The organism is Tatumella sp. UBA2305 (assembly GCF_002345795.1).
In the GTDB taxonomy this organism is placed as follows: domain Bacteria; phylum Pseudomonadota; class Gammaproteobacteria; order Enterobacterales; family Enterobacteriaceae; genus Tatumella; species Tatumella morbirosei.
In genome coordinates this window covers 50,507-77,252 of record NZ_DDVT01000003.1, presented here as the reverse complement: position 1 = coordinate 77,252, position 26,746 = coordinate 50,507, and the positions used below count along the sequence as shown (strand labels likewise).

The following is a 26,746-nucleotide window of genomic DNA, read 5'->3' as shown; positions in this document are numbered from 1 at the left end:
ATGGCTACTATTCATGTAGACGGTAAAGAATATGAAGTAAACGGGGCTGACAATCTGTTGCAGGCTTGTCTTTCTCTCGGGCTGGATATTCCTTATTTCTGCTGGCATCCGGCGCTCGGGAGCGTGGGTGCCTGCCGCCAGTGTGCGGTAAAGCAATATCAGAATGCCGAAGATACCCGTGGACGTCTGGTGATGTCCTGTATGACTCCGGCTTCTGACGGTACCTTCATTTCTGTTGAAGATGCCGAAGCGAAGGAATTCCGCGAAAGTGTGGTGGAATGGCTGATGACCAACCACCCGCATGACTGTCCTGTCTGCGAAGAGGGAGGTAACTGCCACCTTCAGGATATGACCGTAATGACGGGCCACAGTTTCCGCCGTTATCGGTTTACCAAACGTACCCACCAGAATCAGGATCTCGGTCCTTTTATTTCCCATGAAATGAACCGCTGTATCGCCTGTTACCGCTGTGTCCGTTATTACAAGGACTATGCCGGAGGAACTGATCTTGGGGTTTATGGCGCGCATGATAACGTTTACTTCGGGCGGCCGGAAGATGGCACGTTGGAAAGCGAATTTTCAGGCAACCTGGTCGAAGTTTGCCCAACCGGAGTGTTCACCGATAAAACTCATTCTGAACGTTATAACCGTAAATGGGACATGCAGTTTGCTCCCAGCATCTGCCAGCAGTGCAGCATTGGTTGTAACATTAGTCCCGGCGAGCGGTATGGTGAACTCCGTCGTATAGAAAACCGCTTCAACGGCAGCGTGAACCATTACTTTTTATGTGACCGTGGCCGGTTTGGTTATGGTTATGTCAACCGTGAAGACAGACCGCGCCGTTCCAGACAATTACGTGGTTCCGACTGGGTTTCCCTGAGTGCAGAGCAGATTGTTAATGCAGCGGCTGATGTCATGCGTCAGGGGAAAAAAGTGGTGGGTATTGGCTCCGGACGCGCCAGTATTGAAAGCAACTTCGCCCTGAAACAATTGGTCGGTGCAGATAACTTCTCTACCGGGATGGCCAGTCATGAACATAACAATGTCATGCGTATTCTGGAAGTGCTGCGTAATGGTGGCGTTTATACCCCATCTCTGCGTGAGATTGAATCATACGATGCGGTGTTAGTCCTGGGGGAAGATCTGACTCAGGTAGGGGCGCGTGTTGCTTTATCGGTCCGTCAGGCAGTGAAGGGCAAAGCCCGGGAACTGGCGGCAGCCCAGAAAGTTGCCGACTGGCAGATTGCCGCGATTCTTAACATCGGACAGCACGCTAAGCACCCATTATTTGTGACGCACGTCGCTGAAACCCGGTTAGATGATATTGCTGCATGGAGCTATCGCGCCACCGTCGAAGAGCAGGCGCGTCTGGGTTTTGCCATTGCGCATGCCATTGACGGGGATGCTCCGGCCGCCGGAGAGTTTGAGCATTCACTGAAAGGTAAACTGGATGTGGTCGTCCAGGCACTGAGTGGCGCCAAAAAGCCACTGATCATCTCCGGATCCCACTCCGGCAGTCAGGCGATGATTGAAGCAGCAGCCAACGTTGCCAGGGCACTGAAAAATAAAGGGTCTGATGTCGGTATTACGTTGCTGGCTCCTCAGACCAACAGTATTGGTCTGGCAATGCTGGACGGGAAGCCGCTTGAGTCTGTGCTGGATATGCTGAGCAAGGGTGAAGCGGATACCGTCGTTATTATGGAGAATGATCTATATCGTCATGCTCCTGCGGCCCTGGTCGATGCGGCACTGAATAACAGCCATCAGGTGATTGTGCTGGATCACCAGCAAACACGAACACTGGAAAAAGCCGATTACATCCTGCCTGCATCAACCTTCGCAGAGAGCGATGGTACTGTGGTAAACCATGAAGGTCGTGCACAACGGTTCTTCCAGGTATTTGATCCGGCATTTTACGATAACAGCGTACAGGTCACCGAAAGCTGGCGCTGGTTGCATTCGCTACATGCGGTGCTGGAAAGCCGGAAAGTTGACTGGTCGCAGCTCGATCATGTGATTGACACGGTTATTGAAGAATATCCTCAGTTGGCCGCGATTAAAGAGGCGGCACCGGATGCTTCGTTCCGTATACGCGGACAGAAACTGGCGCGTTCACCTCACCGTTACAGTGGCCGTACCGCCATGCGTGCCAACATCAGTGTCCATGAACCGCGTCAGCCTCAGGATAAAGACACGATGTTTGCGTTTTCGATGGAAGGTAACAACCAACCCTCGGCTCCACGGTCGCAGATTCCGTTTGCCTGGGCACCCGGCTGGAACTCACCCCAGGCGTGGAACAAATTCCAGGATGAAGTGGGTGGGCATTTACGTAATGGTGACCCGGGCATTCGGTTGATTGAACCCTCGGACAGCGGACTTAACTGGTTTACTCCTGCTGGCCAAACTTCGGATTCCGGACAGTGGCAGGTAGCACCAATGTATCGCCTGTTTGGTAGTGAAGAGTTATCTCAGCGTTCACCGGTGTTCGGTCAGCGTATGAGCGAGGCGGTGATGGTGATTAACCCTCAGGAAGGGGAAAAACTGGGGATTAATGAAGGCGCGCGGCTGGAATTACAGTGTGGTGGTGAAACCGTTAACCTGCCGGTACATTTCTCTGCGGCACTACCCGCCGGTCAGGTCGGTTTACCGCTGGGCATGCCGGGTGTTCCTTTGTTCCTGTCTGGCGCAACCATTGAAAAACTGCAGGAGGCAGCACAATGAGTTGGTTTACTCCTGAAGTCATAGCGGTTCTGATTCAGATAGTGAAAGCGATAGTGATCCTGCTGGTGGTGGTCGCCTGTGGGGCATTTATGAGCTTTGCTGAACGACGTCTGCTGGGACTGTTCCAGAACCGCTATGGGCCAAACCGGGTTGGTTGGGGCGGATCGCTGCAACTGGCCGCCGACATGATTAAAATGTTCTTTAAAGAGGACTGGGTTCCTCCTTTCACAGACCGCGCTATTTTTACTCTGGCTCCGGTGATTGCGTTTGTTGCGTTGCTGCTGGCATTTGCCATTGTTCCGGTCTCTCCGCAATGGATGGTCACTGACCTGAACATCGGGTTGCTGTTTTTCCTGATGATGGCAGGGCTGGCGGTTTATGCGGTGCTGTTTGCAGGCTGGTCGAGTAATAACAAATATTCTCTGCTGGGCGCGATGCGTGCATCGGCGCAAACCCTGAGTTATGAAGTATTCCTCGGTTTATCGCTGATGGGCGTGGTGGCACAGGCGGGGTCATTTAATATGACCGACATTATCACCAGTCAGACACACCTGTGGAATATCATTCCTCAGTTCTTTGGATTTGTGACCTTCTGTATTGCCGGAGTTGCGGTATGCCACCGTCATCCGTTTGATCAGCCGGAAGCGGAACAGGAACTGGCCGACGGTTACCACATTGAATATGCCGGGATGAAGTTTGGTCTGTTTTTTGTCGGTGAGTATGTGGCGATTACTACCGTCTCAGCGTTAATTGTTACGCTGTTTTTCGGGGGCTGGTTAGGCCCGTGGTTACCGCCATTCATCTGGTTTGCCATCAAAACCGCATTTTTTATGATGATGTTTATTCTGATCCGCGCCGCGTTACCGCGTCCGCGCTATGACCAGGTGATGTCGTTCGGCTGGAAAGTATGTTTGCCGTTGACGCTGTTGAACCTGCTGGCGACCGCCGCAGTGATTCTGTACAACGCGCAATAAGGAGTAACACCATGACATTAAAAGAGATTGTGGTGGGCTTTGCGACACAGGTGCGCAGTATCTGGATGATAGGGATGCATGCCTTTGCTAAGCGCGAAACCCAGATGTACCCGGAAGAGCCAGTTTATCTGCCGCCACGGTATCGCGGAAGGATTGTGCTGACCCGTGATCCTGACGGTCAGGAACGTTGTGTTGCCTGTAACTTGTGTGCGGTAGCCTGTCCGGTGGGCTGTATCTCGTTGCAGAAAGCGGAAATGAGCGATGGCCGCTGGTATCCGGAGTTCTTCCGGATCAACTTCTCTCGCTGTATCTTCTGCGGATTATGTGAAGAGGCTTGCCCGACTACGGCGATTCAGTTAACCCCGGATTTTGAACTGGGTGAGTACAAGCGTCAGGACCTGGTATACGAGAAAAATGATCTGCTGATTTCAGGCCCCGGGAAATATCCCGAATATAACTTCTACCGGATGGCCGGTATGGCTATTGACGGTAAAGAGAAAGGTTCCGCCGAAAACGAAGCCAAACCTATCGACGTTAAAGGCTTATTACCCTAAGGAGTCGGGAATGGAGTTCGCATTTTATTTTTGTGGGGCAATCGCGGTGTTAACCACGCTTAGGGTGATTACTCACACTAACCCGGTGCATGCCTTGCTGTATTTAATTATCTCGCTGTTGGCAGTTGCCGGGGTGTTCTTCTCACTCGGGGCTTATTTTGCGGGTGCGCTGGAAATTATCGTTTATGCCGGTGCGATTATGGTGTTGTTCGTGTTTGTTGTGATGATGCTAAATCTTGGCAAGGAACAGCAGAAACAGGAACAGGAGTGGCTGAAGCCGTCACTGTGGATTGGTCCTGGCATTATTGCATTACTGCTGCTGGTTGCCCTGGTCAAAGCCATTAGCAGCATCAACGACCAGGGAATCGATGGGACGGTAATTGATGCTAAAGCAGTCGGTATCAGTTTATTCGGACCTTATGTATTGGCGGTTGAACTGGCATCCATGTTGCTGCTGGCAGGCGTTGTGGTGGCTTATCACATTGGTCGCGAAGACCGGCGGGGGGAGGTGCTGAGTAACCGACCCGACGACACCATCAAAGCGAACAAGGAGGAAAAAATATGATACCTCTGCAACACGGGCTCATCCTTGCGGCTGTGTTATTTGTTATGGGCCTGACGTCACTGGTCCTGCGTCGTAACCTGCTGTTTATGTTGATTGGTCTGGAAATCATGATTAATGCTGCGGCACTGGCGCTGGTGGTTGCCGGAAGTTACTGGGGCCAGGCCGACGGCCAGGTCATGTATATTCTGGCGATAAGTCTGGCGGCGGCAGAAGCCAGCATCGGGCTGGCATTGCTGCTGCAATTACATCGTCGTCGTCAGACTCTGAATATTGATTCAGTGAGTGAGATGCGCGGATGAATCTTCTCTACTTAACCGTATTACTGCCATTGATTGGCTTCCTGTTACTCGCATTTTCACGTGGCCGTTGGTCCGAAAACCTTTCCGCCACGGTAGGAATGGGATCGGTGGGTCTGGCAGCCCTGGTGACTTTATATGCTGGTATTGATTTCTTTAATCACGGACGAGTGCCCTATCAGCAGGCACTTTGGACCTGGATGCAGGTCGGACAATTTAATATTCAGGTGAATCTGACGCTGGACGGGCTGTCACTGACCATGCTGTCAGTCGTAACCGGAGTGGGCTTTCTGATTCATATGTTTGCTTCCTGGTATATGCGTGGTGAAGAGGGCTACTCACGGTTTTTCGCCTATACCAACCTGTTTATCGCCAGTATGGTCGTGTTGGTACTGGCTGATAACCTGATGCTGATGTATCTCGGCTGGGAAGGAGTAGGGCTGTGCTCTTATCTGCTGATTGGTTTTTACTACACCAATCCGGACAACGGAAAAGCGGCGATGAAAGCCTTTATCATTACCCGTATCGGTGATGTGTTCCTCGCGTTTGGCCTGTTTATCCTCTATAACCAACTGGGCACACTGAACTTCCGGGAAATGGCTGAACTGGCTCCGACACAGTTTGCCGGCAACAATCATCTGCTGGAGTGGGCAACACTGATGCTGCTGGGTGGTGCCGTCGGTAAATCTGCACAGTTACCATTACAAACCTGGCTTGCTGACGCGATGGCGGGTCCTACTCCGGTCTCGGCACTGATTCACGCGGCCACCATGGTCACGGCAGGGGTGTATCTGATAGCCCGTACTCACGGTCTGTTCCTGCTGACCCCGGACATCCTGCATCTGGTCGGAATTGTGGGAGCCATTACTCTGGTACTCGCAGGGTTTGCGGCACTGGTTCAAACCGATATCAAACGTGTGCTGGCCTACTCGACGATGAGCCAGATTGGCTATATGTTCCTGGCGTTAGGTGTTCAGGCCTGGGATGCCGCTATCTTCCATTTGATGACTCATGCTTTCTTTAAGGCCTTGCTGTTCCTGTCCTCAGGTTCGGTCATTCTGGCCTGCCATCATGAACAGAACATTTTCAAAATGGGGGGATTGCGAAAAAGTATTCCGCTGGTGTATGTCTGCTTCCTGGTGGGGGGGGCCGCACTATCGGCTCTGCCGGTGATTACAGCCGGTTTCTACAGTAAAGATGAAATCCTTTACGGTGCCATGACCAGTGGTCACCAGACTCTGATGTTAGCCGGACTGGTGGGGGCGTTTCTGACCTCAATTTATACCTTCCGTATGATCTTTATTGTGTTTCATGGTGAAGAGAAAATTAAGGCCCATGCTGGCAAGGGTATCACTCATCACCTACCACTGCTGATTCTGCTGGTGCTGTCCACCTTTATTGGAGCATTGATTACACCACCGCTGACCGGAGTGTTACCGCAGAGTCTGGGGGGGGAAGCTGGTAAGGTCGGTCTGGAAATCACTTCCGGTGTCGTGGCGATTGCCGGGATTATGATTGCCGCGCTGTTGTGGCTGGGTAAACGGCAACTGGTGTCCTCGGTAGCTGCCAGTGCGCCTGGCCGCTTCCTGTCCCGTTGGTGGTTTGCTGCCTGGGGCTTCGACTGGCTATACGACCTGCTGTTCGTAAAAACTTATCGTGCCATTGCCTGGCTGCTGAAATCAGATCCGTTCAATACGCTGATTAATCTGCTGGCAGTGATTTCCCGGGCGGCCAGTAAAGGGCTGACGGTGAGCGAAAATGGTTATCTGCGCTGGTATGTTGCTTCAATGGGCATTGGTGCAGTTGTTGTGCTGGCGTTAATGCTGGTGGTTTGAGGTGAGCAGGTAGCGGCAGGGCTACAGAGTTGCCTTCGCTACCATGCTTAATAAACTTTCGCGGATGACAGTCATTCGCGGATCACTAAAAGGGAACCAAACGCCGTGTTACTACCTTGGCTAATTATAATCCCCTTCGTTGGCGGCTTTCTTTGCTGGCTGGCTGAACGCTTTGGTGTCAGAGCTCCGCGCTGGATAGCACTGCTGACTATGGGGTTAACGCTGGCACTTTCCTTGCTGCTCTGGTCGCAGGGAGGTTATTCACTAACTCAGGCTGCGGGAATACCGCAGTGGCAATCTGAATTCTCAGTGCCGTGGATCCCGGCATTTGGCATCAACTTCCATCTGGCGATTGATGGTTTGTCGTTGCTGATGGTGGTGCTGACCGGTCTGCTCGGTACGATGGCAGTACTCTGTTCCTGGAATGAAATCCAGAAATATCAGGGTTTCTTTCATCTGAACCTGATGTGGATCCTGGGCGGTGTGATTGGGGTGTTCCTGTCACTGGATATGTTCCTGTTTTTCTTCTTCTGGGAACTGATGCTGGTGCCGATGTACTTCCTGATTGCACTCTGGGGTCACAAAGCCTCTGATGGCAAGACCCGGATCTCGGCAGCGACCAAATTTTTCATCTATACCCAGGCGTCTGGTCTGGTGATGCTGATTGCTATCCTCGGGCTGGTACTGGTGCATTTCCAGGCCACCGGCGAATGGACATTCAGTTATGAAAGATTGCTGAATACTCCGATGTCACATACGGTGCAATACCTGTTAATGCTTGGCTTCTTTATCGCGTTTGCGGTGAAAATGCCGGTTGTGCCGCTGCATGGTTGGTTGCCTGATGCTCACAGTCAGGCCCCTACCGCAGGTTCGGTAGATTTGGCAGGTATCCTGCTGAAAACCGCCGCTTACGGCCTGTTGCGCTTCAGCCTGCCATTGTTCCCACAGGCGTCAGCCGAGTTTGCACCTATTGCGATGGGACTGGGGCTTTTAGGGATTTTCTACGGGGCGTGGATGGCGTTCTCACAGACTGATATTAAACGCCTGATTGCTTACAGCTCTATTTCGCATATGGGCTTTGTGATGATTGCCATTTACACCGGTAGCCAACTAGCGTTCCAGGGGGCAGTGATCCAGATGATTGCTCATGGTCTTTCATCAGCGGCACTGTTTATTTTGTGTGGCCAGCTGTACGAAAGACTGCATACCCGTGATATGCGGCTGATGGGGGGACTCTGGTCGAGGATTAAATGGCTACCGGGGCTGTCATTATTTTTTGCCGTCGCAAATTTGGGGATGCCCGGCACCGGTAACTTTGTCGGTGAATTTATGATTCTCACCGGTAGTTTCAGGGTCGTGCCTGCAGTGATTATCATCGCCACCTTTGGCCTGGTGTTTGCTTCGGTGTACTCGCTCATCATGATGCAGCGTGCCTATTACGGCGCACCTAAATCTGATTCACCGTTGCGCGGAATGAATGCCCGTGAGTTTCTGATGATTCTGGTACTGGTGGTATTACTGGTTCTTCTGGGAGTTTATCCTCAGCCGATTCTGGATACCTCAAATGCTGCAATTAGCAATATTCAGCACTGGTTTGCCGCTTCAACTTCAATAACAAGGCCTTGATTAGCCATGACAATAACTACTGAACAATTGATTGCGCTTCTCCCCCTGTTAATCACCGGATTAACAGTGGTGGTGGTGATGCTGTCTATTGCGTGGCGACGCAACCACTTCGTGAACGCTACACTGACAGTCATTGGTCTTAACCTTGCGTTGTTATCTCTGTGGTTTGTCGGCCATAACGGTGCAACGGATGTCACTTCTCTGTTACGGGTGGACGGTTACTCGGTCTTCTATTCTGCGCTGGTGATAATGGCTGGTTTGGCCACCTGTACCTTTGCTTTCCCGTGGCTGAAGTCGTTCCATGATAATACCGACGAGTTCTATCTGCTGGTGGCTATCGCGGTATTGGGCGGGATTGTACTGTCGAGCGCTGATCATCTGGCATCACTGTTTATTGGCGTTGAACTGCTGTCACTGCCGCTGTTCGGTCTGGTAGGTTACGCGTTCCGGCATAAACGTTCACTGGAAGCCGCCATTAAATATACCATTCTGTCGGCAGCAGCCTCGTCATTCCTGCTGTTCGGTATTGCACTGGTCTATGCAGGGAGTGGTGATTTAACCTTCGTAGCGCTGGGGCAGAACCTGTCCGGTGTCGGGTTGAGTTCACCGCTGATGATGGCCGGTTTTGGTATGATTATCATTGGTATTGGTTTTAAACTGTCGCTGGTGCCGTTTCATTTGTGGACCCCGGATGTATATCAGGGGGCACCTGCACCGGTCTCCGCATTTCTTGCGACCGGCAGTAAAATTGCCATCTTTGCCGTGATGATGAGACTGTTTATCGATACGCCAGTCAGTCACAGCGAAGGGGTGAGGACTGCGTTGGGAGTGATTGCATTTGCTTCTATCCTGTTCGGTAACCTGATGGCGATTGCCCAGACCAGCATCAAACGCTTGTTGGGATACTCTTCTATTGCTCATCTCGGATATCTGCTGGTGGCATTGATTGCCTCTGAATCACAGCAATTATCGCTGGAAACCACGGGAGTTTATCTGGCCGGTTACCTGTTCAGCAGCCTGGGGGCCTTTGGTGTGGTCAGCCTGATGTCTGCAGCCGGACGGGAAAATGACACTGATTCGTTGTACTCTTATCGTGGGCTATTCTGGCACCGTCCGGTGCTATCGGCAGTTATGGCGATGATGATGCTGTCACTGGCGGGGATACCTTCGACACTGGGCTTTATTGGTAAATTCTATGTACTGGCTTCTGCAGTTAACGGTAAATTATGGTGGCTGGCCGCCGCAGTGATTGCCGGTAGTGCTATTGGTCTTTACTACTATCTGCGCGTGACAGTCAGCCTGTTCCTGAGTGCACCGGGATTACATCATCGTGATACGACCAACAGTTGGGGCTATACCGCCGGTGGTATCGTCACCCTGATTTCTGCCATTCTGGTACTTTTGCTGGGGATTTTCCCACAGCCATTGATCACCCTGGTAAAACTTGCCCAGCCGTTTATGTAATTTCTCTGTGTTAAACTGCAGTAATCACAAGGCCATGGATTCCGTGGCCTTTTTTATTTGTGTTATTTTATTTCCTGCTTTTACAGGAGTCGTTATGGCCCGTTTTACAAATAAAAATGTACTGATCACCGGAGGTACCAGTGGTATGGGGTTGGCCGGTGCATTACGGATCTGCCGGGAAGGGGGAAAGGTTGCCGTGACCGGACAGAACCCACAGCGCCTGGCAGACACGCAGACACAACTGCCGGAAGGTTCACTGGTACTGAAAGATGATGCCGGACAGGCGACGACCGGCGAGTCTTTGGCAGCGGCGGTTGCCGGCTGGCAACGTCTTGATGGCCTGTGGTTGAATGCCGGATTTGCCTCCATCGGGATGCCTGAATCAGTTACCGCCAGCGATTTTGACCGGATGATGCAGGTGAATGTACGCGGGCCAATGCTGCAACTGGTTAGCCTGTCGCCCTGGCTAAACCCCGGGGCGTCGGTAGTGATTACCTCGTCATCATCGGTGTATGAAGGGGCCGCAGCAACCAGTCTCTACGCCGCGACTAAAGGTGCACTGGTGGCGATGGTACGTAGCTGGGCTGCGGCACTGGCAGAGAGAAATATTCGTGTCAATGTACTGCTTCCCGGACCGATAGAAACTAATTTTCGGGACTTCCTGCCACAGGAAACGCGGCAAAATTTTGAGGAATTTGTGGTGAGTCAGGTGCCTCTGAAACGCGTTGGTACTGCTGAGGAGGCTGCCGCAGTAGCATTGTTCCTGCTGTCTGACGATGCCTCTTATGTCACCGGCAGCCAGTTTGCGGTGGACGGCGGGCTGGTGCGTTACTGATATATATCGCGAATTAGCTCAGAGCATAAACAGACTGGAGAACTTAATGACCGGGATTGTATGGAAAGATCTGCACCATAGTGAATTATCAGTCAGTCATTTGTATCAGCTACTGGCGCTGCGAAATCAGGTGTTTATCGTGGAACAGCAGTGTGTCTACCAGGATATCGACGGTGCTGATTTGCTGGGAGAAAACCGCCATCTGTTGGGTTTTCTGGACGGGCAACTTGCGGCTTACTCCCGATTACTGGTTCCGGAAGAGAGAGAGCAACCTCTGAGTATTGGCCGCGTTATAGTGGCCTCTTTTGCCCGTGGGCGACAACTGGGCCATCTGTTGCTGAAACAGACTCTGCAGATCTGCACTCTACGTTACCCGGGAAGGTCAGTGTATTTATCAGCACAAGCGCATTTACAGGGATTTTATGCGACCCAGGGGTTTGTCGCTTGTACCGAACCCTACAGTGAGGACGGTATAGAGCATATCGGAATGTTGTTGCAGGGTACTGAGAAGTGAAAGTGGCGAAGCAGGGGGCTTCGCCATGAAGTGATGTGTAGCTGTTATGTTAATGCCTGCGGCGAAGCCCGATCACTCTATACTTCCGTTTATGACCTTTACAGCGATTTCAGGAACGCCAGCAAATCCGCATTGAGTTGATCGGAGTGCGTAACCGCAAAGCCGTGTGGCGCATTGTCATAGACCTTCAGTTGTGCGCCTTCGATCATCTCTGCCGCCAACTTGCCGGTGGTTTCAAACGGCACTACCTGATCGTTGCTGCCATGAATCACCAGGGCAGGGACATCTATTTTTGCCATATCTGCACGGAAATCAGTGGTAGAGAATGCCGTGACGCAGTCAAGCGTTCCCTTTAGCGAGGCGAGCAGGGCAATATTTAGCGTCTGGGTCAGGACACCCGCTGATACTGTCTGTCCTGCATTAGTACCGTAGAACGGCACCGCGAAATCACTAATGAATTGCGCGCGATCTTTACGCAGGCCATCAAGGATTCCGGTGAACACCGACTGCTCAACTCCTTCAGGGTAGCTTTCCGACTGGCCGAAGATTGGCGTCACTGCACCCAGAAGAACCAGTCCGTCTACGCGAGCTGTACCGTAATTATTGATATAGCGTGCGACATCACCTCCACCCATTGAGAATCCAACCAGTGTCACATTTTGCAGATCAAGATGGTTGATTAACTCATTGATATCTGATGCGAAAGTGTCGTAATCGTAGCCAGTCCAGGGCTGATCAGATCGACCAAAACCGCGGCGATCAAAAGCGATAACGCGATAACCATTCTCAGCCAGAAAATTCAGCTGGCTATCCCACATATCAGCATCCAATGGCCAGCCGTGGCTGAAGAGGACCGGTTTCCCTTTTCCCCAGTCTTTAAAGTAAATCAACGTATCGTCGGTGGCTTTAATTGTACTCATGGTATTCCCCCTTTGATTAAAAGAAACTCTCTGTTATTCCGGTGCAACCAGATATCGGGCGACGGGTATTTCGTCACCCTGATGAAAGGTATAGACGCGGGTCTGAATTTTATGGTCGTTCATGGTATAGCGTTCAAGCTGGCGCAGATGTTCCATCCATGAACCCACCACAAACGTTTCAACGAAGATGCCCGGCTGGAGAATATCTTCATAAACGGCCCAGTTAATAGCTCCGCCGCGACGGCGCACGCGGCGCATGTCTTGCATGCAGACCGTAAAGTCGTGAGCATCTTGTTGACGAATCAGATATTCATAGCTCACCCTGACCGGCCCGCGGTCATGATTAATATCCAGTGCAGGAACCGCTTCGCCGGTTTCAGTCATGTCCAGATTCAGGTCAGGGTCTTTGTCTAACCGCCAGCGTAATACTGTCAGACAGGCAAGAAGCATTCCAACGATGGCGATACTTAGTGAAACCGGGATACTGTAGTGAGAAGCCAGCTGTCCCCAGACTGTGCTACCTACGGTCATTGAACCAAAGAAAACAGTCAGATAAACCGCCAGTACGCGTGCCTTAACCCACTTAGCGGCACTGCGCTGTGCGCCCAGGTTGAGTGTGGAGAGTACGGCTATCCAGGCAAAACCGGTAAAAAAACCGGAGACGTTAAGCAGCCAGAAATGACGGATAAATGCCAGTGCGAGCATGGTGGCGGCAAACAGCAGGCTTGCCAGCACCATCAGCTGATCGGCACTAAAACGCTTGCGCAGACGAGGGAGCAGCACGGCACCACAGATGGCTCCGACGCCGATAAAAGCCAGCATGATCCCGTACCCTCCAGGGCCGAGTCCCAGTTCCCTGCGGGCAACCAGAGGGAGAAGCGCCCATCCGGCACTGCCGAACACAAAGAAAGCCGCTGTACGTACCAGTACGTTACGCAGCACCGGGGCTGCATGAACGTAGCGGATGCCCGCCCGCACTGCTGAGAAAAAGTGCTCCGGTGGCAGACGCTGCACGCTGGGCGCTTCTTTCCAGCGATAGAGAACCCACGCCACGCCCAGTACAGAAAACGCATTCAGCATAAACACCACCCACGGGCCTGCAAGCGACAGGATTAGCCCGCCCAGTGCCGGACCTATGGCACGACTAATGTTGATGCCCAGTGAGTTCAGCGCAATAGCAGGGCCGAGTGCACTTTTGTCGACCAGATCGGGCACTATGGCCTGGAAAGGCGGTGAACTCATGGCGGCCCCCATACTCATCAGGAAGGCGGCAATCAGTAGTACCCATGGAGTGACATGTCCGGTAAAAGACAATACTGTCAGTCCTGCTGCCGCGATAAACACCCAAAGCTGAGAGAACAGCAGATATTTTCGTCTGTCGATGATGTCCGCCAGCACACCTGAGGGCAGGGCAAACAGAAACATAGGTAAGCTTGCGGCAGCCTGTACCAGCGCAACGTTTAGCGGATTGGCACTGAGCGTGAGCATTGTCCAGTTGACACCCACATCATTCATCCAGGAACCGATGTTAGACACCACTGTCGCAATCCACAGCATACGAAACACAGGCTGCCGCAAGGGTTGCCATGGAGAGGCTGGCATGGCAGGAGCGAACCTGTTTTCCTCATCCGGAGTGACGTCATGGGTGTCATTAACCTGCGTCATGCTGAACCTCTCTTTCCTTTCCTGACCCGATATGCCACTCACCCGGGCCGGTGATAGCCAGTGTGGTAAAGATAATCAAAAGCAGCCATCCAAACTGGCCTTCAGCAATACTCCAGTCAGGATGTACAACCACCATGGCAACCAGAAGTACGCCGATGACAGGCAGACAGGCGACCCGGGTGAAAATGCCAGCCAGAATGAAAATCGGACAGATAACCTCTGCAAAAATAGCCGGAAGCAGGCTCATGTAGGGACCGAGGCCGAACGGATCCTCGATACGCGTCAGTTCTTCGCTGAAGTGAAATACTTTTGGCTGGCCATGTACATACAGTAATAGCAGGCAGCCAGTGAGGCGCAGGAAGAACAGCCCCGCATTAATGCGGGACGGCTGAGAGAATAAACTCTTCATGGTTATCAGAACGCGAAGCAGCTGCAGCCGAGTGCGCCCCAAAAGGCGTTCTCCCCGGATACCGGTATATTGGCGCTACGTGCAACATCATGGGAGTGGCTATGCACACCACATGGACCGCTGCACTGGTGGGGCATCTGCTGCATGCCCACACGGGTTTGTGTGTCTGGCGGTGCGCTGCGGTAGTGACCCGGAACTTTAACAACAGGTGACCATTCTGGCAGTACAGGGATTGACGGCGGTGCTTCACTGCTGAATGAGCCTGCGGCGTAAACAATATTACCGTCAACAAGGGTCAGTACCGACTCGATTCCCTTGATCTCTTCTTCGGGCACGCTGAAGTAGTCCTTGCTCAGAACGGCCATATCAGCCAACTGACCGGCGATAATCTGGCCTTTTTTACCCTGCTCACTTGAGAACCAGGAGCTGCCCTGGGTCCAGAGCATCAATGCAGTATCACGGTCAAGGCGGGCATTGACATCATACATCTGCATTCCTCCGACTGTGCGACCAGAGACCAGCCAGTAAAGTGCTGTCCATGGATTATAGCTGGCAACCCGGGTCGCATCGGTACCCAGACCCACCGGAACGCCAGTCTCCAGCATACGAGCAACCGGGGGTGTATGACGGGTTGCTTCAATGCCGTAACGATCTGCAAAATACTCACCCTGAAACGCCATGCGGTGCTGCACCGCGATACCGCCACCCAGCTCTTTGATACGATCGATATTACGTTGTGTCACGGTTTCTGCGTGGTCAAAGAACCAGTGCAGACCGTTGAACGGAATTTCACGGTTCACTTTTTCGAACACATCCAGCATACGGCTGATCGATTCATCGTAGGTTGCATGCAGGCGAAATGGCCAGCGGTGCTCAACAAGATGGCGAACCACGCGCTCCAGCTCATCTTCCATTCCTGGAGCCAGGTCCGGACGCGGCTCAAGGAAGTCTTCAAAGTCGGCGGCTGAGAACACAAGCATTTCACCGGCACCATTGTGGCGGAAATAATCGCTGCCCTGACCCGGCGTCAACATGTCTGTCCATTTTTCGAAATCTTCCAGCTCATGACCAGGACGTTGAGTAAACAGGTTGTAAGCGATGCGCAGGGTCATCTGCTTTTTCTCATGTAACTCGGTGATGACTTCGTAATCTTCCGGGTAGTTCTGGAAGCCGCCGCCTGCATCGATGGCGCTGGTCAGGCCCAGACGGTTCAGCTCACGCATAAACTGTCGGGTAGAATTTACCTGTTGTTCAAGCGGTAATTTCGGCCCTTTTGCCAGCGTAGAGTAGAGGATCATAGCATTTGGACGGGCAATCAGCATTCCGGTCGGGTTTCCATTGCTATCACGCTGGATCTCACCACCCGGAGGATTAGGAGTATCTTTGGTATATCCCACAACTCTCAATGCGGCACGATTGAGCAGGGCACGGTCATAGAGATGAAGAACAAAAACCGGGGTATCTGGTGATGCCTCGTTGATTTCATCCAGCGTTGGCATACGGCGTTCAGCAAACTGGAACTCCGTCCAGCCACCCACCACCCGCACCCACTGCGGATTAGGTGTACGTAGCGCCTGTTCTTTCAACATTCGTAGCGCATCAGCAACCGATGGCACGCCTTCCCAGCGCAGTTCCAGGTTGTAGTTGAGCCCCCCACGAATAAGGTGCAGGTGCGAGTCATTCAGACCAGGAACCGCAGTATGACCTTTCAGATCAATGACTTTAGTGCCTTCACAGTGGTGCTGCATGACGTCTGCCAGAGTACCTACTTCAAGAAACTTGCCGTCGCGAATAGCCACCGCATCGGCAATCGGATTTGCACGATCGACGGTATGAATTCGGCCATTGGTAAGAATGACGTCAGCTTTGCCAAGGGTAACCATAGGATCTCCTGAGATGAGTTGTCCGGAACGGAAATGCAGACCGTGGACAATAATTGTCCTGCCGTGACAGCAGGATATTGGGATGTCGGGATTATGATCAGGATATCTGTAGAACGTCTAGTTATACAAAGGGATAGGTATACGTTCGTATAGTTATACCTAAAGATAATATTTTGAAAATAAAAAGGTTCCTACACTGTGCTCAGACAGTGACCCTGTGGACAGCGGCATAAATGTGACGCGGGTGATCCGGGAGCTGCCAGTTAACTCTGTTTATCTATTCCACTGGATTTAACCACAATAACCTCAATGGGCCTTAACATGACTAATCGTAAGCTTGAAGTACTGACGCCGCAGAACTGCCAGATTATCTTTATCGACCAGCAACCTCAGATGGCGTTTGGCGTCCAGTCAATCGACCGTCAGGTGCTGAAAAATAACGTGGTTGCACTGGCGAAAGCAGCCAAAGTCTTCAACATCCCGACAGTGCTGACCACCGTTGAGACTGAAAGCTTCTCCGGTAACACTTTCCCGGAACTACTGGACGTGTTCCCGGGGCAGGACATTCTTGAGCGTACCTCAATGAACTCATGGGATGACCAGAAAGTCCGCGATGCACTGGCCGCTAACGGTAAGAAAAAAGTGGTGGTTTCAGGACTGTGGACCGAAGTCTGCAACAATACCTTTGCATTGTGCGCGATGCTGGAAGGCGACTATGAAATCTACATGGTGGCTGATGCATCAGGCGGTACCACTAAAGAAGCACACGACTATGCTATGCAGCGCATGGTCCAGGCAGGCGTGATACCGGTGACCTGGCAGCAGGTGATGCTGGAGTGGCAGCGTGACTGGGCGCACAAAGACACCTACACCGCGGTGATGGATATTGCCAAAGAGCATTCAGGCGCTTACGGCATCGGCGTTGATTACGCTTACACCATGGTTCACAAAGCACCATCACGTCAGAAGACTGAGCACCGTACTCTGGCGCCGGTTCCTGCGAAAATCCGTTAGTCCGCTTAAAATGGTCCGTCTCCCGGGGGACGGACGATTATTTGATTAAGGAGGGCTCGTGAGTCCTTTATTATTGTCTCTGGGCGTGGGCGTGCTGACAGGTCTTATTTACTCACTACTTAAAGTACAGTCACCGGCTCCACCTGCAGTAGCACTGGTAGGGCTGCTGGGTATGGTGATGGGTAGCACGGCCGGCGGTGAACTGTTCCATACTGAAGTATCCGCGCGGGTACCAACCGATGTGCAGAGTCAGACAGTGAGTGATAAGCCGCTGTCTTCACCACCACGTATTGGCCAACAGGCGGGCTAAACATGCTGAAATCCTACTCTGTCTCACTGGCTGTTGGTATATTGGTTGGATTGATTTATGCCGTTCTGGACGTTAACTCGCCTGCGCCACCGATCATTGCCCTTGTGGGCCTGTCAGGTATGCAGGTTGGTGAGCATCTTATCCCATTGATCAAAAGACTGGTCAACCGTCAGCCGGTTAACCGGCACTGGTTTCGACACGAATATTACCATAAGATTGGCGACAAGACTCCGCCCTCTGGTGACAAAACCACCTAAGGATGTGACTCACAGGGCCTGAGCTTTATTTAAGGAAAACAGCATGGAGCTGTTGCAGCGCATTATCGTTGTCGATGATGAACGTTCGGTCCGCAATGGTCTGGTTAATCTGCTGGAATCTGAAGGTTATCAGACAGAAGCGTTCGGGTCGGCAGAATCTCTTCTTTGTGATGAAGCAGCGATAGTCAATGCAGCGCTGTTTATCATTGATGTTCACCTGAAAGGCATCAGTGGATTTGAGCTTTTCATCCATCTGACCCGGCGGCTAACAAAACCGGCGGGTATTATTATTTCCGGAAACGGGGATGAAAATATGATGCGGTATGCAATTAATCTGGGCGCCATCGCATTTTTATCTAAGCCGGTTGATATCGATACGTTGTTTGAGCTCATACGAAATGAGTTTTCCCAAAGGTAACCTGTCGATGATTACAACGCAGCAGACATTTAATTCCCCGGAGAATGATGACTTCATTTTATCTGAGGAGATAACCGTTAGCCCGCTTGCGCATGAAGGGAATATTGACTGGTTGCTGTGCCGTAATGCCAGCAGTGGCGATACCTTTGTTATGGCAACGGCGGGTAACGAAGCGTCGGTATTTCACATCACTCAGTTGCTGAAAAATGAATTTGCACTGCGCCATAGACTCTCTGATCACTGGTCGCTCAGGCCTGTTAAGCGAACTCATTATAAGGGCAGATATGCGCTGATATACCGGGCGTTCAACTATCGTACGCTGGCCGACTTACTTTGTACGCCACCTGGCAGCATCATAGAGTTTCTAAACTACGCGACTTTGCTTTGCACAACGCTAAGCGTTGCCCATCAGCAGGGCCTGGTGCATGGGGATATTAAACCCTCAAACTTTTTTTTCAGTGAGGAGGGTAGCGTTTACCTGGCAGGGTTCGGGTTGTCATTCGTCCAGAATGATTTGCTTATACAGCCTGACCTGCCAGTCTCAGGGGGAACACTTGCTTATATGTCTCCTGAGCATACCACCCGGTCTGCCCATCCTGTCAGCCGTGTCAGTGATTTATATAGCCTGGGAATTGTGCTGTATGAACTGCTCACCGGCAGACTCCCCTATGGTAACGTGGAAGGAGGGCAGGCAGAATGGGTACATCACCACATTGCCTCAGAGGCGACGCCTCCCCACTTGCTGTGTACAAACGTACCGGTGATGATCTCTTCGATAGTTTTGAAGCTCCTGCACAAATCGCCGGAATATCGTTATCAGACTGCAGACGGTTTACTGGCTGACCTTCGCCGCTGTGCCACAACACTCTTATCGGAGGGTAATATTGAGTCCTTCTCTCCCGGAACGCAGGACACTCAGATGGAGAGCTATTCGACGCAAGCGCTGTATGCTGACCATCCGCAGGCGACCAATATTCTGGCTGCGTTTGATGAAGTCAGCCGAAGTGGTAAGCATGCCCTGGTTACGGTGAGTGGCATGCCGGGTGCGGGAAAGTCGTCGCTGATAGCTTCTGCGCTGAAGCTGCTGCGAAATAAGAAGTCACTGCTTACCGTGGTAAAGGCAGACAAAAATTCACCGTTCCTTCCCTATGCTGTGTTTACCGCGGCTTTCAGAACGCTGACGTTGCACGTATTGGGTTTACCTGTGCAAGAGATGACGCGCTGGAAAACGCACATCCTGCGCCTGATTGGAGAGCATGCAGGCCTGGCCGTGAATCTGGTTCCAGAGTTGGGGGTATTGCTTAACCAGAAGGCTGCTGTGCAGACGCTTTCTCATACGCGCGATGCCCGGGATCGTTTTAATCTGGTGGCATTCAACCTGATAAAGGCCTTTACCGCCCCGGGGAGGCCACTGGTTATACTTTTGGATGATATTCACTGGGCAGATCAGGCTTCGTTACATCTTTTACAGAATCTGTTGAGCCGGAGTGACGAGATCCCTCTGCTTCTGGTTATCACTCATCGTGACAGCATTTCCTTACCCTGTCCCACAATCGCCAATAATCTCAAGGGTATTCGGGCAAATGCGCAGCGGATCACTGATATAACGCCTGAGCCCTTGACGGAAATAAGCATTGCCAACTGGCTTGCCAATCGTTTTCATGCCCGCAGTACAGAGACAATGGAGTTGGCGGCGCTGATACATGAGAAGACCGCCGGAAACCCGCTCTCCACTCAGGAGTTTTTTCGTCAGGCTGTTATTGATGGCCTGATTAACTATAATGCCCCGTTGAGATGGTCTTATGATTCACAGGCGCTACGCAACAGCCACTATACGGCAAACGTAGCCGCCGGCGTATTACTGAATCTGTCTTCTCTCCCTCTTCCGACCCGCGAATTGCTGGGACAGATTGCTGCCCTGGGGAGTACAGGTGAACTTAGTTTATTGAGTGAGATGACCTCTGTTGAGGTTAAGGACATTGCTGGGTCACTCCTGCCCGCAGCGACTGCCGGATTTATCACGCTCAATGAAAATATCTATTCATTTATGCATGACAGTATTTATGAAGCCGCCTTAAGTCTGCTTCATGATGAAAAAAAAGATCATTTTCATTATAAAGCTGCGCGTTACTACATGCAGGAGTCTTCGCTTAATATAACCAGTGAGTTCCTGTTCAAAGCGGCGCACCACCTGCTGTCTGTAAATCATTTATCCCTGTTGACTTCCGATTATTATGGCATCAGCCAGTTTCTGCTCCGCGCCAGCAGATGCGCCAAAACCAGCGGTGATTGCGTTTCAGGACTGCGTTATTTACAGGCTATCAGGTTGCTTCATGAAAGTGTGGGTATCGAAGTCACCAGTGAATATCTTCTTGAAGAGGCGGAGTGTGAATTTTTCAATAGCAACTTTTCCTCAGCGCTGGAACTGAGTGCCCGTATCCAGTCATCATCCGGTCAGGTCGCAAATAAGGCGCAGGCGGCCTGTCTGATGGCAGAGATTCATATGCGCCAGTCCGATAGCAAACTTGCGCTGGAAACGGCGCTCACGTGGCTTGCGGTCTTTGGCATCGAGTTGAATCGTAACCCGACCCGGGAAGAGTGCGATGAAGCACGGATTGTGCTTAAAGATGATGTGGGGAAAAATCCTTTTACCCGGTTTCGTTCTCTCGGACTGGTTGAGTGTAAAAATTCCGAGGCTGTCATGAATCTGCTGGCAGGTGCCAGCACCTTTGCGGCGTTTATTAATCCACGACTGCACTTTATGATCCTTTGCAGGTTATTACATCTGTCGATGGAACGTGGCCTGTCAGGCGCATCTACACTCGCGCTTTCCTGGTATGGCGTAGTGTGTGGTGATCAATACAACGAGTACAGCCGTGGATTTGCCAGCGCCTTGCTGGCGCGTGAACTGGTTTATAAACATGATTTTGTCAGCTATAAGGCTCGCACGTTACTGGCTCTCGACCAGGTCAGCGTATGGACTATGCCGATGAGCTATGCCATAGATCGAGCAAAAGCAGCATTCGATGTTGGCGTTGAAACGGGTGACAGGACTTCGGCCTGTCTGGCTCTGCGCCATCTGATCATGAACTATCTGGCTCGTGGCGATCACCTTGATGGGGTTTACACTTCTATCACACGCGGGATGTTATTTGTCAGAAAGGCACAGTTCCGGGATGTGGAAGTGATTCTCGGCATGCAGCTGGACTATGTTATGTTTCTGAGAAAGCCACAGGGAAACTCGTTCAGTGGCGATAATTTTCTGACGCCGGTACCCGAAGTCGTGAAGCCTGAGCAGGCTGTTGAGCCAGTGTTTCTGATGCAGTTCTGGTTACGACTCTATAAGGCCATGGCATACTTTTTCGCCTGCGAATATGCACCAGCAACTCGCTGGTTCAAAGATGCCGGGCAGTTTACCGCATTTATTCCCGGGCATGTTCACATGTTGGATTATCATCTTTACAGCGCACTGTCACTAACGGTGCCTTTAAATACGGGGACCATGACAGAAGAGTTACGACATCAGTTGCAACTTCATCTTGAGCAGATCGTGACATGGTCGAACGAAAACAGCAGGACATTCTCCGATAAGGAGGCGTTGCTGCGTGCCGAACTTCATCGACTGGAGGGGGATACAGGCCTGGCCCTGGAGCTGTATGAAAAGGCCATGACGTTATCACGAGAAGGTCAGTTTCCGCATATTAACGCTCTTGCCTGTGAGCTTGCTGCGCGTATGGTATATGCACTTAACATGCCTTTTGCCGGTGATAGCTATATTAAGGGTGCCATCGCTGCGTGGGATCGGTGGGGCGCGGGGGCAAAAGTGCATCAGTTAGAAACGCAGTACCCGGCGCTGGCAAGTCACTCATCCCAGACTGCGCTGAGCACCGTACCCTTTGAGCAAAGTGCAGTTATCAGTGATCTGCAGAGTATAGTGACAGTTATGCGTGCGTTAACTGAAGAGATTAATCTGGACCGGCTCATCCATATTCTTATGGTAATACTCGTTGAGCGGGCCGGTGCTCAGCACTGTATGCTGATTCGTCTTATTGATGGTAACACTCCGGAAATCCAGGCAAGAGCCTCGACGACCTCCGAGGGCGTTAAGGTCAAAATTGTTCAGGAGTTGCCGAGCGCAACCGATCTCCCTCTTTCAATATTGTCAGCGGTTATCCGCACGGGCCAGGAGATCCGCACCGGGAAACCAGAAGTCTTCAGCCCGTTTAGCCATGATAGCTATCTGGTTGCATCGGGCGCGGCGGTGATGTGCGTCCCCATGTTCAGGCAGGCGCAGATGGTGGGAGTCATCTATCTGGAAAACCGGCTGATGCCTGATGTCTTTACCGCAGAGCATTCCAGGATAGTATCCATGCTAGGAGCTCAGGCAGCCGTGTCTCTCGAAACAGCCCGGCTTTATGCCGGGTTGCTCGAAGAAAACATACAGCGCAGAAAGATTGAAAAGCAGCTTCGTGCCAGCCAGACCTCTCTGATGCTGGGAGAAAAAATAAGTCATACCGGGACATGGCACTGGCTGATCGAACCCGATATCCAGTATATCTCTGATGAGTATAAGCGCATTATGGGATTGCCAGAGAGTCAGATGACAACCTCAATGGCTGAGTTTCAGAGCCGGGTGCATCCTGACGATCTTCCCCACCTGAAAGCGCAAATTGAGTCATGGGCACTTAAGGGCAAAGTGATGCAGGCTGAATTTCGCATCGTTCGTGATAACGGAGAGTGTCGCTATATAAAAGGCATCGGTGAGCCAAATGAAAACTGGCCTGAGGTCCGCGAGTATTTTGGCACCCTGACCGACATTACCTCCCAGCGTCAGGCGGAAGACGCGGTCAGGAGCGCTCAGATCGATCTTGCCCGGGTGGCCCGGGCATCGACAGTTGGGCAGTTGACCTCATCAATTGCACATGAAATTAATCAGCCGCTGATGTCGATTGTATCGAATGCGGGAGCCAGCCAGAGATGGCTGAAACGCGAACCCGTCAATCTGGAAAATATAAGCCAGGGGCTGAGTGAGATAATCCGGGAAGGTCAGCGGGCAGGTAATATTATACGCGGTCTTCAGGCTCTGACGCGCAATCAGATGACTGATTTTTCCCTCTCAAACATGCATCAAATTGTACATGACATCATCTTACTGGCCCGACTGGAACTTGAACGCCGGAACGTGTCTCTTGAACTAAATTTGGCGGCGGTCAACGACAGGATATTCTGTGAGAACGTTCAGATTCAGCAGGTTATGATTAATCTTGTGATTAACGCCATCGAGGCGATGTCCGTAAAAGCTGGCCCGCGCAATCTGCGGATTGCCACGTCTCATCCTTTGCCAGACATGATTCGAATTGATGTTGTGGATAATGGCACCGGTATGACAGATGAGGTTATCGACAAAATCTTTGATTCGTTTTATACCACCAAGCCGGAAGGGATGGGGATGGGGCTAACCATAAGTCACGGAATTATTAAACGACACGGTGGTGAACTCAACGCAGAGAACCGGGAGGAAGGTGGCAGTCTGTTCTGGTTCACCCTGCCTCTGCAATGCCAGAATATTTCTGATATCCGTCAGGAAGGGGATATGGGAGAATTGTCCGGAATAAGTCAATGCTGATAAGGGCTTTCAGGAGCTAGTTGTCATCAGTCAGCCCCAGTTTTTCCGACATCCGTACGAGTTCCGGGACAGACCTGACCATCATTTTTTCCATAACTCTGCGTTTGTGAACTTTCGCAGTAATTTCACTGATCCCCATTTCTGCGGCTATCTGCTTGTTGAGAAGCCCTCTGATAATAAACTTCATCAACTCTTTTTCACGAGGTGTGAGTGTATGATAACGACCCGTGATTTCCAGCTTCTCTCTGGACAAGTGGGCACTTTTTTCTGACAGTTTAAGAGCATCTTCAATGACTCTGATGAGTTCATCAGGCATAACTGGTTTGGTCAGAAATTCAAACGCACCTGCTTTCATGGCCCGGACTGTAATCGGGATTGTGCCATGGCCGGTGAGGAAAATGGTGGGGATAGAATGCCCCCGTTCGGTGAGATAAACATTGACCTCGAAACCATCCAATCCGGGCATGTTCAAATCCACTATCAGGCAGCCAGGGGTTTTGTATTCCGCCAGGTTCAGAAAATCGGAGGGGGAGGTAAAGGCTGAAATGTCATACCCCTCCGAACTGAGAAGGTTTTGCAGTGAGGTGACAACAGATTCATCATCGTCAACAAGATATACAGTTTTATCCATAGCAACTCATTATGACTGTCAGGTGTTCTGTTTTTTTACTGGCAGCTCAATATAACCCTTAATGAATTTACGCAACACCCTCAATCCTGACAAATTGTCACATTCATTAATGTTTTATGCCATTTGCACTTACAAATAAAATAGATTGCAGTGACCTGGTAGATGTGGCCACCTGAATCGCGGTCATATCACCGCCTCAGGCCCAAAAACAAGTGCTATCAAGAACCGCCCGGGCAACTCGCTGCTCACTTCAGGTTACTGGTTCCGAAAGAAAGAGGGCAGCCGCTGAGAATTGGCCGCGTTATTGTGGTGCCTTTTGCCAGCAGGAGACATTTGAGACATCAACGGCTGAAACAGACTTTACCGATCACTGCAGTACGCTTTCCGGAAAGGGCTGTGTGTCTGTGTCGGCACAAGGGCATTTACAGGGATTTTAGGCGGTTCAGGGCTTTATCGCTTGTACCGACCCCTGCTGTGAGGATGGTATAGAGCATATCGGAACAAGGTACAGGGAAGTGAAAGTGGCGAAACAGGGCGCTTCGCCACGCAGTGATTAGCCGGCAGTCATCTGTCGGTCATCAACATATTTACGCTGGTCAGGTGCCGGAGGCACGTACTGATACATCCATGTTTCGCTCAGTGTCTCTCCCTGCGAACGCAGGAACAGCCGCATGTTGACCGGTGCGGTAGAATCACTGTTCGGGTACCAGTCGAACAGAATCCGGTAGGCTTTGAGGGGTTCAACATACAGAATCTCAACCTGTTTAAAGGTGCCGGAGGAGAGTGTGATGACCGGTTCAATACCTTTAGGTGCAGCAGCCTGCAAGTCGCCACCGACAAAATCGACCGCGAAACGGCGGCACCAGACTTCCGGAAAATGTTCGCCCGGAGCCCAGCCTTCAGGAAAACCACCGATACCGGTTCGGGTAGCCGCGACCCGTGCCAGTGGACTTTGTACCGGCGGCAGCCCGCTCCAGTAGAGTTTATAGCCGAAACTCAGTTCGCTGCCGGCGGTGACAGGGGCTTCAGGTTTCCAGAAGCAGACAATATTATCCAGTGTCTCACCGGTGGTCGGGATTTCCATCAGGTTAATGGCACCTTTACCCCATTTGCCAACGGGTTCTACCCACAGGCTTGGACGTTTGTCATACCAGCCAATCACATCCTGATAGTCATTAAAGTCATGATCCAGCTGCAGTAAACCAAAACCACGCGGGTTTTCATCATTAAAACTGTTGAAGGTCAGGCGCTGAGGATTATTCAGTGGCCGGGCAATCCACTCTCCCTTGCCTGTCCACATGGCCAGACGGTCGGAATCGTGGATCTGAGGATGATAGGTGTTACACATCCGACGGTCATTGGTTCCGCAACTGAACATGCTGGTCATGGGTGCGATACCTAACTGTTCGATGGCTTTACGGGCATACAGGTTGTTTTCAACAGTCATTACCACGCGATCTTTTTCGCAATCAATGGTGAATTTAAAGGCCCCGGTGATACTGGCACCGTCCAGTAAGGCGTAGACTACGAAACTGGTGTCTTGCGGTTTTGGGGTTTCAAACCAGAATGCCGTGAAATCCGGGAACTCTTCGTGATTAGTGAAGGTATCAATTGCCACACCACGGGCAGATAAACCGTACTGATAAGTATCATCGACGGCACGGAAATAGCTGGCGCCGAGGAAAGATACGATATCGCGGCGCGCCAGTTCGGGCTTTTTAAACGCCCGGAACCCGGCAAAACCCAGGTCGTTTTTTCCCACCAGTTGTTTTACGTCAACATGCGCATTGTTATAGCTGAACAGCTCAGGGCGGAAGTGAATTTCCCTCGCCTGACGGCTGGAAGGGTCTACCGAAAACATCCTGATGCGACGTTTAAAGCCCATGCCAACATGGAAAAACTGTACATCCAGCTGACGGTCCGGAATATTATTCCACAAGGAGTGCCCGGCATCGTACTGAATAGCGTTGTAATCCTGTGGCGTCAGATTGGCCAGTGTTTCAGGTAACGGACCCGGAGCCCCTCCCCAGGGCTGTTTTGCCAGAGCAGCTGCCTGTTGTTTCAGTTGGTTAAAATCGAATTGCCGGGCATGTCCGTCGGCGATACCGTCAGCCGCCCAGGCGGAGTTTGCCAGCAGGGAAGATAATCCTGTCATGGTCCCGAGGGCGGAAACCGCCAGCGAGCCTTTCATAAACATTCTGCGATTCATACCGGAAACATTTTCCTTGG

General features: G+C 51.5%; 21 protein-coding genes. 15 read left to right on the top strand and 6 right to left on the bottom strand.

Going from position 1 to position 26,746, the window contains the following annotated elements; genetic code table 11:
• From nuoG to B3Z23_RS01585, 10 genes are all read left to right on the top strand, one after another.
• Nucleotides 1–2,721 (top strand): NADH-quinone oxidoreductase subunit NuoG, encoded by a 2,721-nt coding sequence (gene nuoG, locus B3Z23_RS01630; RefSeq protein ID WP_294900693.1) that lies wholly within the window; start codon nucleotides 1–3, stop codon nucleotides 2,719–2,721.
• Nucleotides 2,718–3,695, top strand: a complete 978-nt coding sequence (gene nuoH, locus B3Z23_RS01625; RefSeq protein ID WP_294900690.1) for an NADH-quinone oxidoreductase subunit NuoH — start codon at nucleotides 2,718–2,720, stop codon at nucleotides 3,693–3,695. Before nuoG ends, nuoH begins: the two co-directional genes overlap by 4 nt.
• Nucleotides 3,696–3,706: 11 nt before the next feature.
• Entirely contained in the window at nucleotides 3,707–4,249 is a 543-nt protein-coding gene (gene nuoI, locus B3Z23_RS01620) for an NADH-quinone oxidoreductase subunit NuoI (protein ID WP_294900687.1), read from the top strand.
• 10 nt (nucleotides 4,250–4,259) lie between these two features.
• Nucleotides 4,260–4,814: an NADH-quinone oxidoreductase subunit J gene (gene nuoJ, locus B3Z23_RS01615; RefSeq protein WP_294900684.1), complete on the top strand. Its 555-nt coding sequence runs from the start codon at nucleotides 4,260–4,262 to the stop codon at nucleotides 4,812–4,814.
• Nucleotides 4,811–5,113 carry an NADH-quinone oxidoreductase subunit NuoK gene (gene nuoK / locus B3Z23_RS01610; RefSeq protein WP_087489075.1) on the top strand — a complete coding sequence of 101 codons (303 nt, stop codon included), beginning with the start codon at nucleotides 4,811–4,813 and terminating at the stop codon, nucleotides 5,111–5,113. Before nuoJ ends, nuoK begins: the two co-directional genes overlap by 4 nt.
• Nucleotides 5,110–6,945, top strand: a complete 1,836-nt coding sequence (gene nuoL / locus B3Z23_RS01605) for an NADH-quinone oxidoreductase subunit L (protein ID WP_294900680.1) — start codon at nucleotides 5,110–5,112, stop codon at nucleotides 6,943–6,945. The genes nuoK and nuoL overlap by 4 nt, the downstream gene beginning before the upstream one ends.
• 105 nt (nucleotides 6,946–7,050) lie before the next feature.
• Entirely contained in the window at nucleotides 7,051–8,571 is a 1,521-nt protein-coding gene (nuoM, locus tag B3Z23_RS01600) for an NADH-quinone oxidoreductase subunit M (RefSeq protein ID WP_038021734.1), read from the top strand.
• Between the two features lie 6 nt (nucleotides 8,572–8,577).
• Complete coding sequence (nuoN, locus tag B3Z23_RS01595) at nucleotides 8,578–10,035, top strand: NADH-quinone oxidoreductase subunit NuoN (protein ID WP_294900675.1); 1,458 nt, start codon at nucleotides 8,578–8,580, stop codon at nucleotides 10,033–10,035.
• A 94-nt stretch (nucleotides 10,036–10,129) separates the two neighbouring features.
• Nucleotides 10,130–10,870, top strand: a complete 741-nt coding sequence (locus B3Z23_RS01590; protein WP_294900672.1) for an SDR family oxidoreductase — start codon at nucleotides 10,130–10,132, stop codon at nucleotides 10,868–10,870.
• A 46-nt stretch (nucleotides 10,871–10,916) separates the two neighbouring features.
• A complete protein-coding gene (locus B3Z23_RS01585; RefSeq protein ID WP_294900669.1) occupies nucleotides 10,917–11,384 on the top strand; it encodes a GNAT family N-acetyltransferase in 468 nt (155 codons plus the stop codon).
• Nucleotides 11,385–11,482: 98 nt separating this feature from the next.
• On the opposite strand, the gene B3Z23_RS01580 is transcribed toward B3Z23_RS01585, so the two are convergent.
• The 4 genes from B3Z23_RS01580 to B3Z23_RS01565 are packed head-to-tail and all read right to left on the bottom strand — an operon-like array spanning nucleotide 11,483 to nucleotide 16,261.
• The gene (locus B3Z23_RS01580; protein ID WP_294900666.1) at nucleotides 11,483–12,304 is read right to left on the bottom strand and encodes an alpha/beta fold hydrolase; all 822 of its coding nucleotides are present in this window, start codon (nucleotides 12,302–12,304) and stop codon (nucleotides 11,483–11,485) included.
• A gap of 33 nt (nucleotides 12,305–12,337) precedes the next feature.
• Nucleotides 12,338–13,969: an MFS transporter gene (locus B3Z23_RS01575; RefSeq protein ID WP_294900663.1), complete on the bottom strand. Its 1,632-nt coding sequence runs from the start codon at nucleotides 13,967–13,969 to the stop codon at nucleotides 12,338–12,340.
• The gene (locus B3Z23_RS01570) at nucleotides 13,956–14,378 is read right to left on the bottom strand and encodes a DoxX family protein (RefSeq protein WP_294900660.1); all 423 of its coding nucleotides are present in this window, start codon (nucleotides 14,376–14,378) and stop codon (nucleotides 13,956–13,958) included. The genes B3Z23_RS01575 and B3Z23_RS01570 overlap by 14 nt, the downstream gene beginning before the upstream one ends.
• A gap of 5 nt (nucleotides 14,379–14,383) precedes the next feature.
• The gene (locus B3Z23_RS01565; protein ID WP_294900657.1) at nucleotides 14,384–16,261 is read right to left on the bottom strand and encodes an amidohydrolase; all 1,878 of its coding nucleotides are present in this window, start codon (nucleotides 16,259–16,261) and stop codon (nucleotides 14,384–14,386) included.
• 321 nt (nucleotides 16,262–16,582) lie between these two features.
• Between B3Z23_RS01565 and B3Z23_RS01560 the strand changes: the two genes are divergently transcribed.
• The 5 genes from B3Z23_RS01560 to B3Z23_RS01540 are packed head-to-tail and all read left to right on the top strand — an operon-like array spanning nucleotide 16,583 to nucleotide 23,886.
• Nucleotides 16,583–17,275 carry a hydrolase gene (locus B3Z23_RS01560; RefSeq protein WP_294900654.1) on the top strand — a complete coding sequence of 231 codons (693 nt, stop codon included), beginning with the start codon at nucleotides 16,583–16,585 and terminating at the stop codon, nucleotides 17,273–17,275.
• A gap of 58 nt (nucleotides 17,276–17,333) precedes the next feature.
• The gene (locus tag B3Z23_RS01555; protein ID WP_294900651.1) at nucleotides 17,334–17,585 is read left to right on the top strand and encodes a DUF1427 family protein; all 252 of its coding nucleotides are present in this window, start codon (nucleotides 17,334–17,336) and stop codon (nucleotides 17,583–17,585) included.
• Between the two features lie 2 nt (nucleotides 17,586–17,587).
• On the top strand, nucleotides 17,588–17,842 hold the full coding sequence (locus B3Z23_RS01550) for a DUF1427 family protein (protein WP_294900648.1): 255 nt from the start codon (nucleotides 17,588–17,590) through the stop codon (nucleotides 17,840–17,842).
• 43 nt (nucleotides 17,843–17,885) lie between these two features.
• Entirely contained in the window at nucleotides 17,886–18,260 is a 375-nt protein-coding gene (locus tag B3Z23_RS01545) for a response regulator (RefSeq protein WP_294900645.1), read from the top strand.
• Nucleotides 18,261–18,267: 7 nt separating this feature from the next.
• A complete protein-coding gene (locus B3Z23_RS01540) occupies nucleotides 18,268–23,886 on the top strand; it encodes an ATP-binding protein (RefSeq protein WP_294900641.1) in 5,619 nt (1,872 codons plus the stop codon).
• 16 nt (nucleotides 23,887–23,902) lie between these two features.
• Here the strand turns inward: B3Z23_RS01540 and B3Z23_RS01535 are convergent, their stop codons facing one another.
• Nucleotides 23,903–24,517, bottom strand: a complete 615-nt coding sequence (locus B3Z23_RS01535) for a response regulator transcription factor (protein ID WP_294900637.1) — start codon at nucleotides 24,515–24,517, stop codon at nucleotides 23,903–23,905.
• Nucleotides 24,518–25,070: 553 nt separating this feature from the next.
• On the bottom strand, nucleotides 25,071–26,726 hold the full coding sequence (locus tag B3Z23_RS01530; protein ID WP_294900634.1) for a glucan biosynthesis protein D: 1,656 nt from the start codon (nucleotides 26,724–26,726) through the stop codon (nucleotides 25,071–25,073).
• Between the last annotated feature and the right edge of the window lie 20 nt (nucleotides 26,727–26,746).

What these genes read in the sequence shown, in the direction of transcription:
- B3Z23_RS01570 (WP_294900660.1), bottom strand. Translation starts at nt 14,378, where the DNA reads ATGAAGAGTTTATTCTCTCAGCCGTCCCGCATTAATGCGGGGCTGTTC.
- B3Z23_RS01540 (WP_294900641.1), top strand. Translation starts at nt 18,268, where the DNA reads ATGATTACAACGCAGCAGACATTTAATTCCCCGGAGAATGATGACTTC.
- B3Z23_RS01590 (WP_294900672.1), top strand. Translation starts at nt 10,130, where the DNA reads ATGGCCCGTTTTACAAATAAAAATGTACTGATCACCGGAGGTACCAGT.
- nuoJ (WP_294900684.1), top strand. Translation starts at nt 4,260, where the DNA reads ATGGAGTTCGCATTTTATTTTTGTGGGGCAATCGCGGTGTTAACCACG.
- nuoH (WP_294900690.1), top strand. Translation starts at nt 2,718, where the DNA reads ATGAGTTGGTTTACTCCTGAAGTCATAGCGGTTCTGATTCAGATAGTG.
- B3Z23_RS01550 (WP_294900648.1), top strand. Translation starts at nt 17,588, where the DNA reads ATGCTGAAATCCTACTCTGTCTCACTGGCTGTTGGTATATTGGTTGGA.
- B3Z23_RS01565 (WP_294900657.1), bottom strand. Translation starts at nt 16,261, where the DNA reads ATGGTTACCCTTGGCAAAGCTGACGTCATTCTTACCAATGGCCGAATT.
- nuoN (WP_294900675.1), top strand. Translation starts at nt 8,578, where the DNA reads ATGACAATAACTACTGAACAATTGATTGCGCTTCTCCCCCTGTTAATC.
- B3Z23_RS01580 (WP_294900666.1), bottom strand. Translation starts at nt 12,304, where the DNA reads ATGAGTACAATTAAAGCCACCGACGATACGTTGATTTACTTTAAAGAC.
- B3Z23_RS01545 (WP_294900645.1), top strand. Translation starts at nt 17,886, where the DNA reads ATGGAGCTGTTGCAGCGCATTATCGTTGTCGATGATGAACGTTCGGTC.
- B3Z23_RS01560 (WP_294900654.1), top strand. Translation starts at nt 16,583, where the DNA reads ATGACTAATCGTAAGCTTGAAGTACTGACGCCGCAGAACTGCCAGATT.
- B3Z23_RS01530 (WP_294900634.1), bottom strand. Translation starts at nt 26,726, where the DNA reads ATGAATCGCAGAATGTTTATGAAAGGCTCGCTGGCGGTTTCCGCCCTC.
- nuoK (WP_087489075.1), top strand. Translation starts at nt 4,811, where the DNA reads ATGATACCTCTGCAACACGGGCTCATCCTTGCGGCTGTGTTATTTGTT.
- B3Z23_RS01575 (WP_294900663.1), bottom strand. Translation starts at nt 13,969, where the DNA reads ATGACGCAGGTTAATGACACCCATGACGTCACTCCGGATGAGGAAAAC.
- nuoI (WP_294900687.1), top strand. Translation starts at nt 3,707, where the DNA reads ATGACATTAAAAGAGATTGTGGTGGGCTTTGCGACACAGGTGCGCAGT.
- B3Z23_RS01585 (WP_294900669.1), top strand. Translation starts at nt 10,917, where the DNA reads ATGACCGGGATTGTATGGAAAGATCTGCACCATAGTGAATTATCAGTC.
- nuoL (WP_294900680.1), top strand. Translation starts at nt 5,110, where the DNA reads ATGAATCTTCTCTACTTAACCGTATTACTGCCATTGATTGGCTTCCTG.
- B3Z23_RS01535 (WP_294900637.1), bottom strand. Translation starts at nt 24,517, where the DNA reads ATGGATAAAACTGTATATCTTGTTGACGATGATGAATCTGTTGTCACC.
- nuoG (WP_294900693.1), top strand. Translation starts at nt 1, where the DNA reads ATGGCTACTATTCATGTAGACGGTAAAGAATATGAAGTAAACGGGGCT.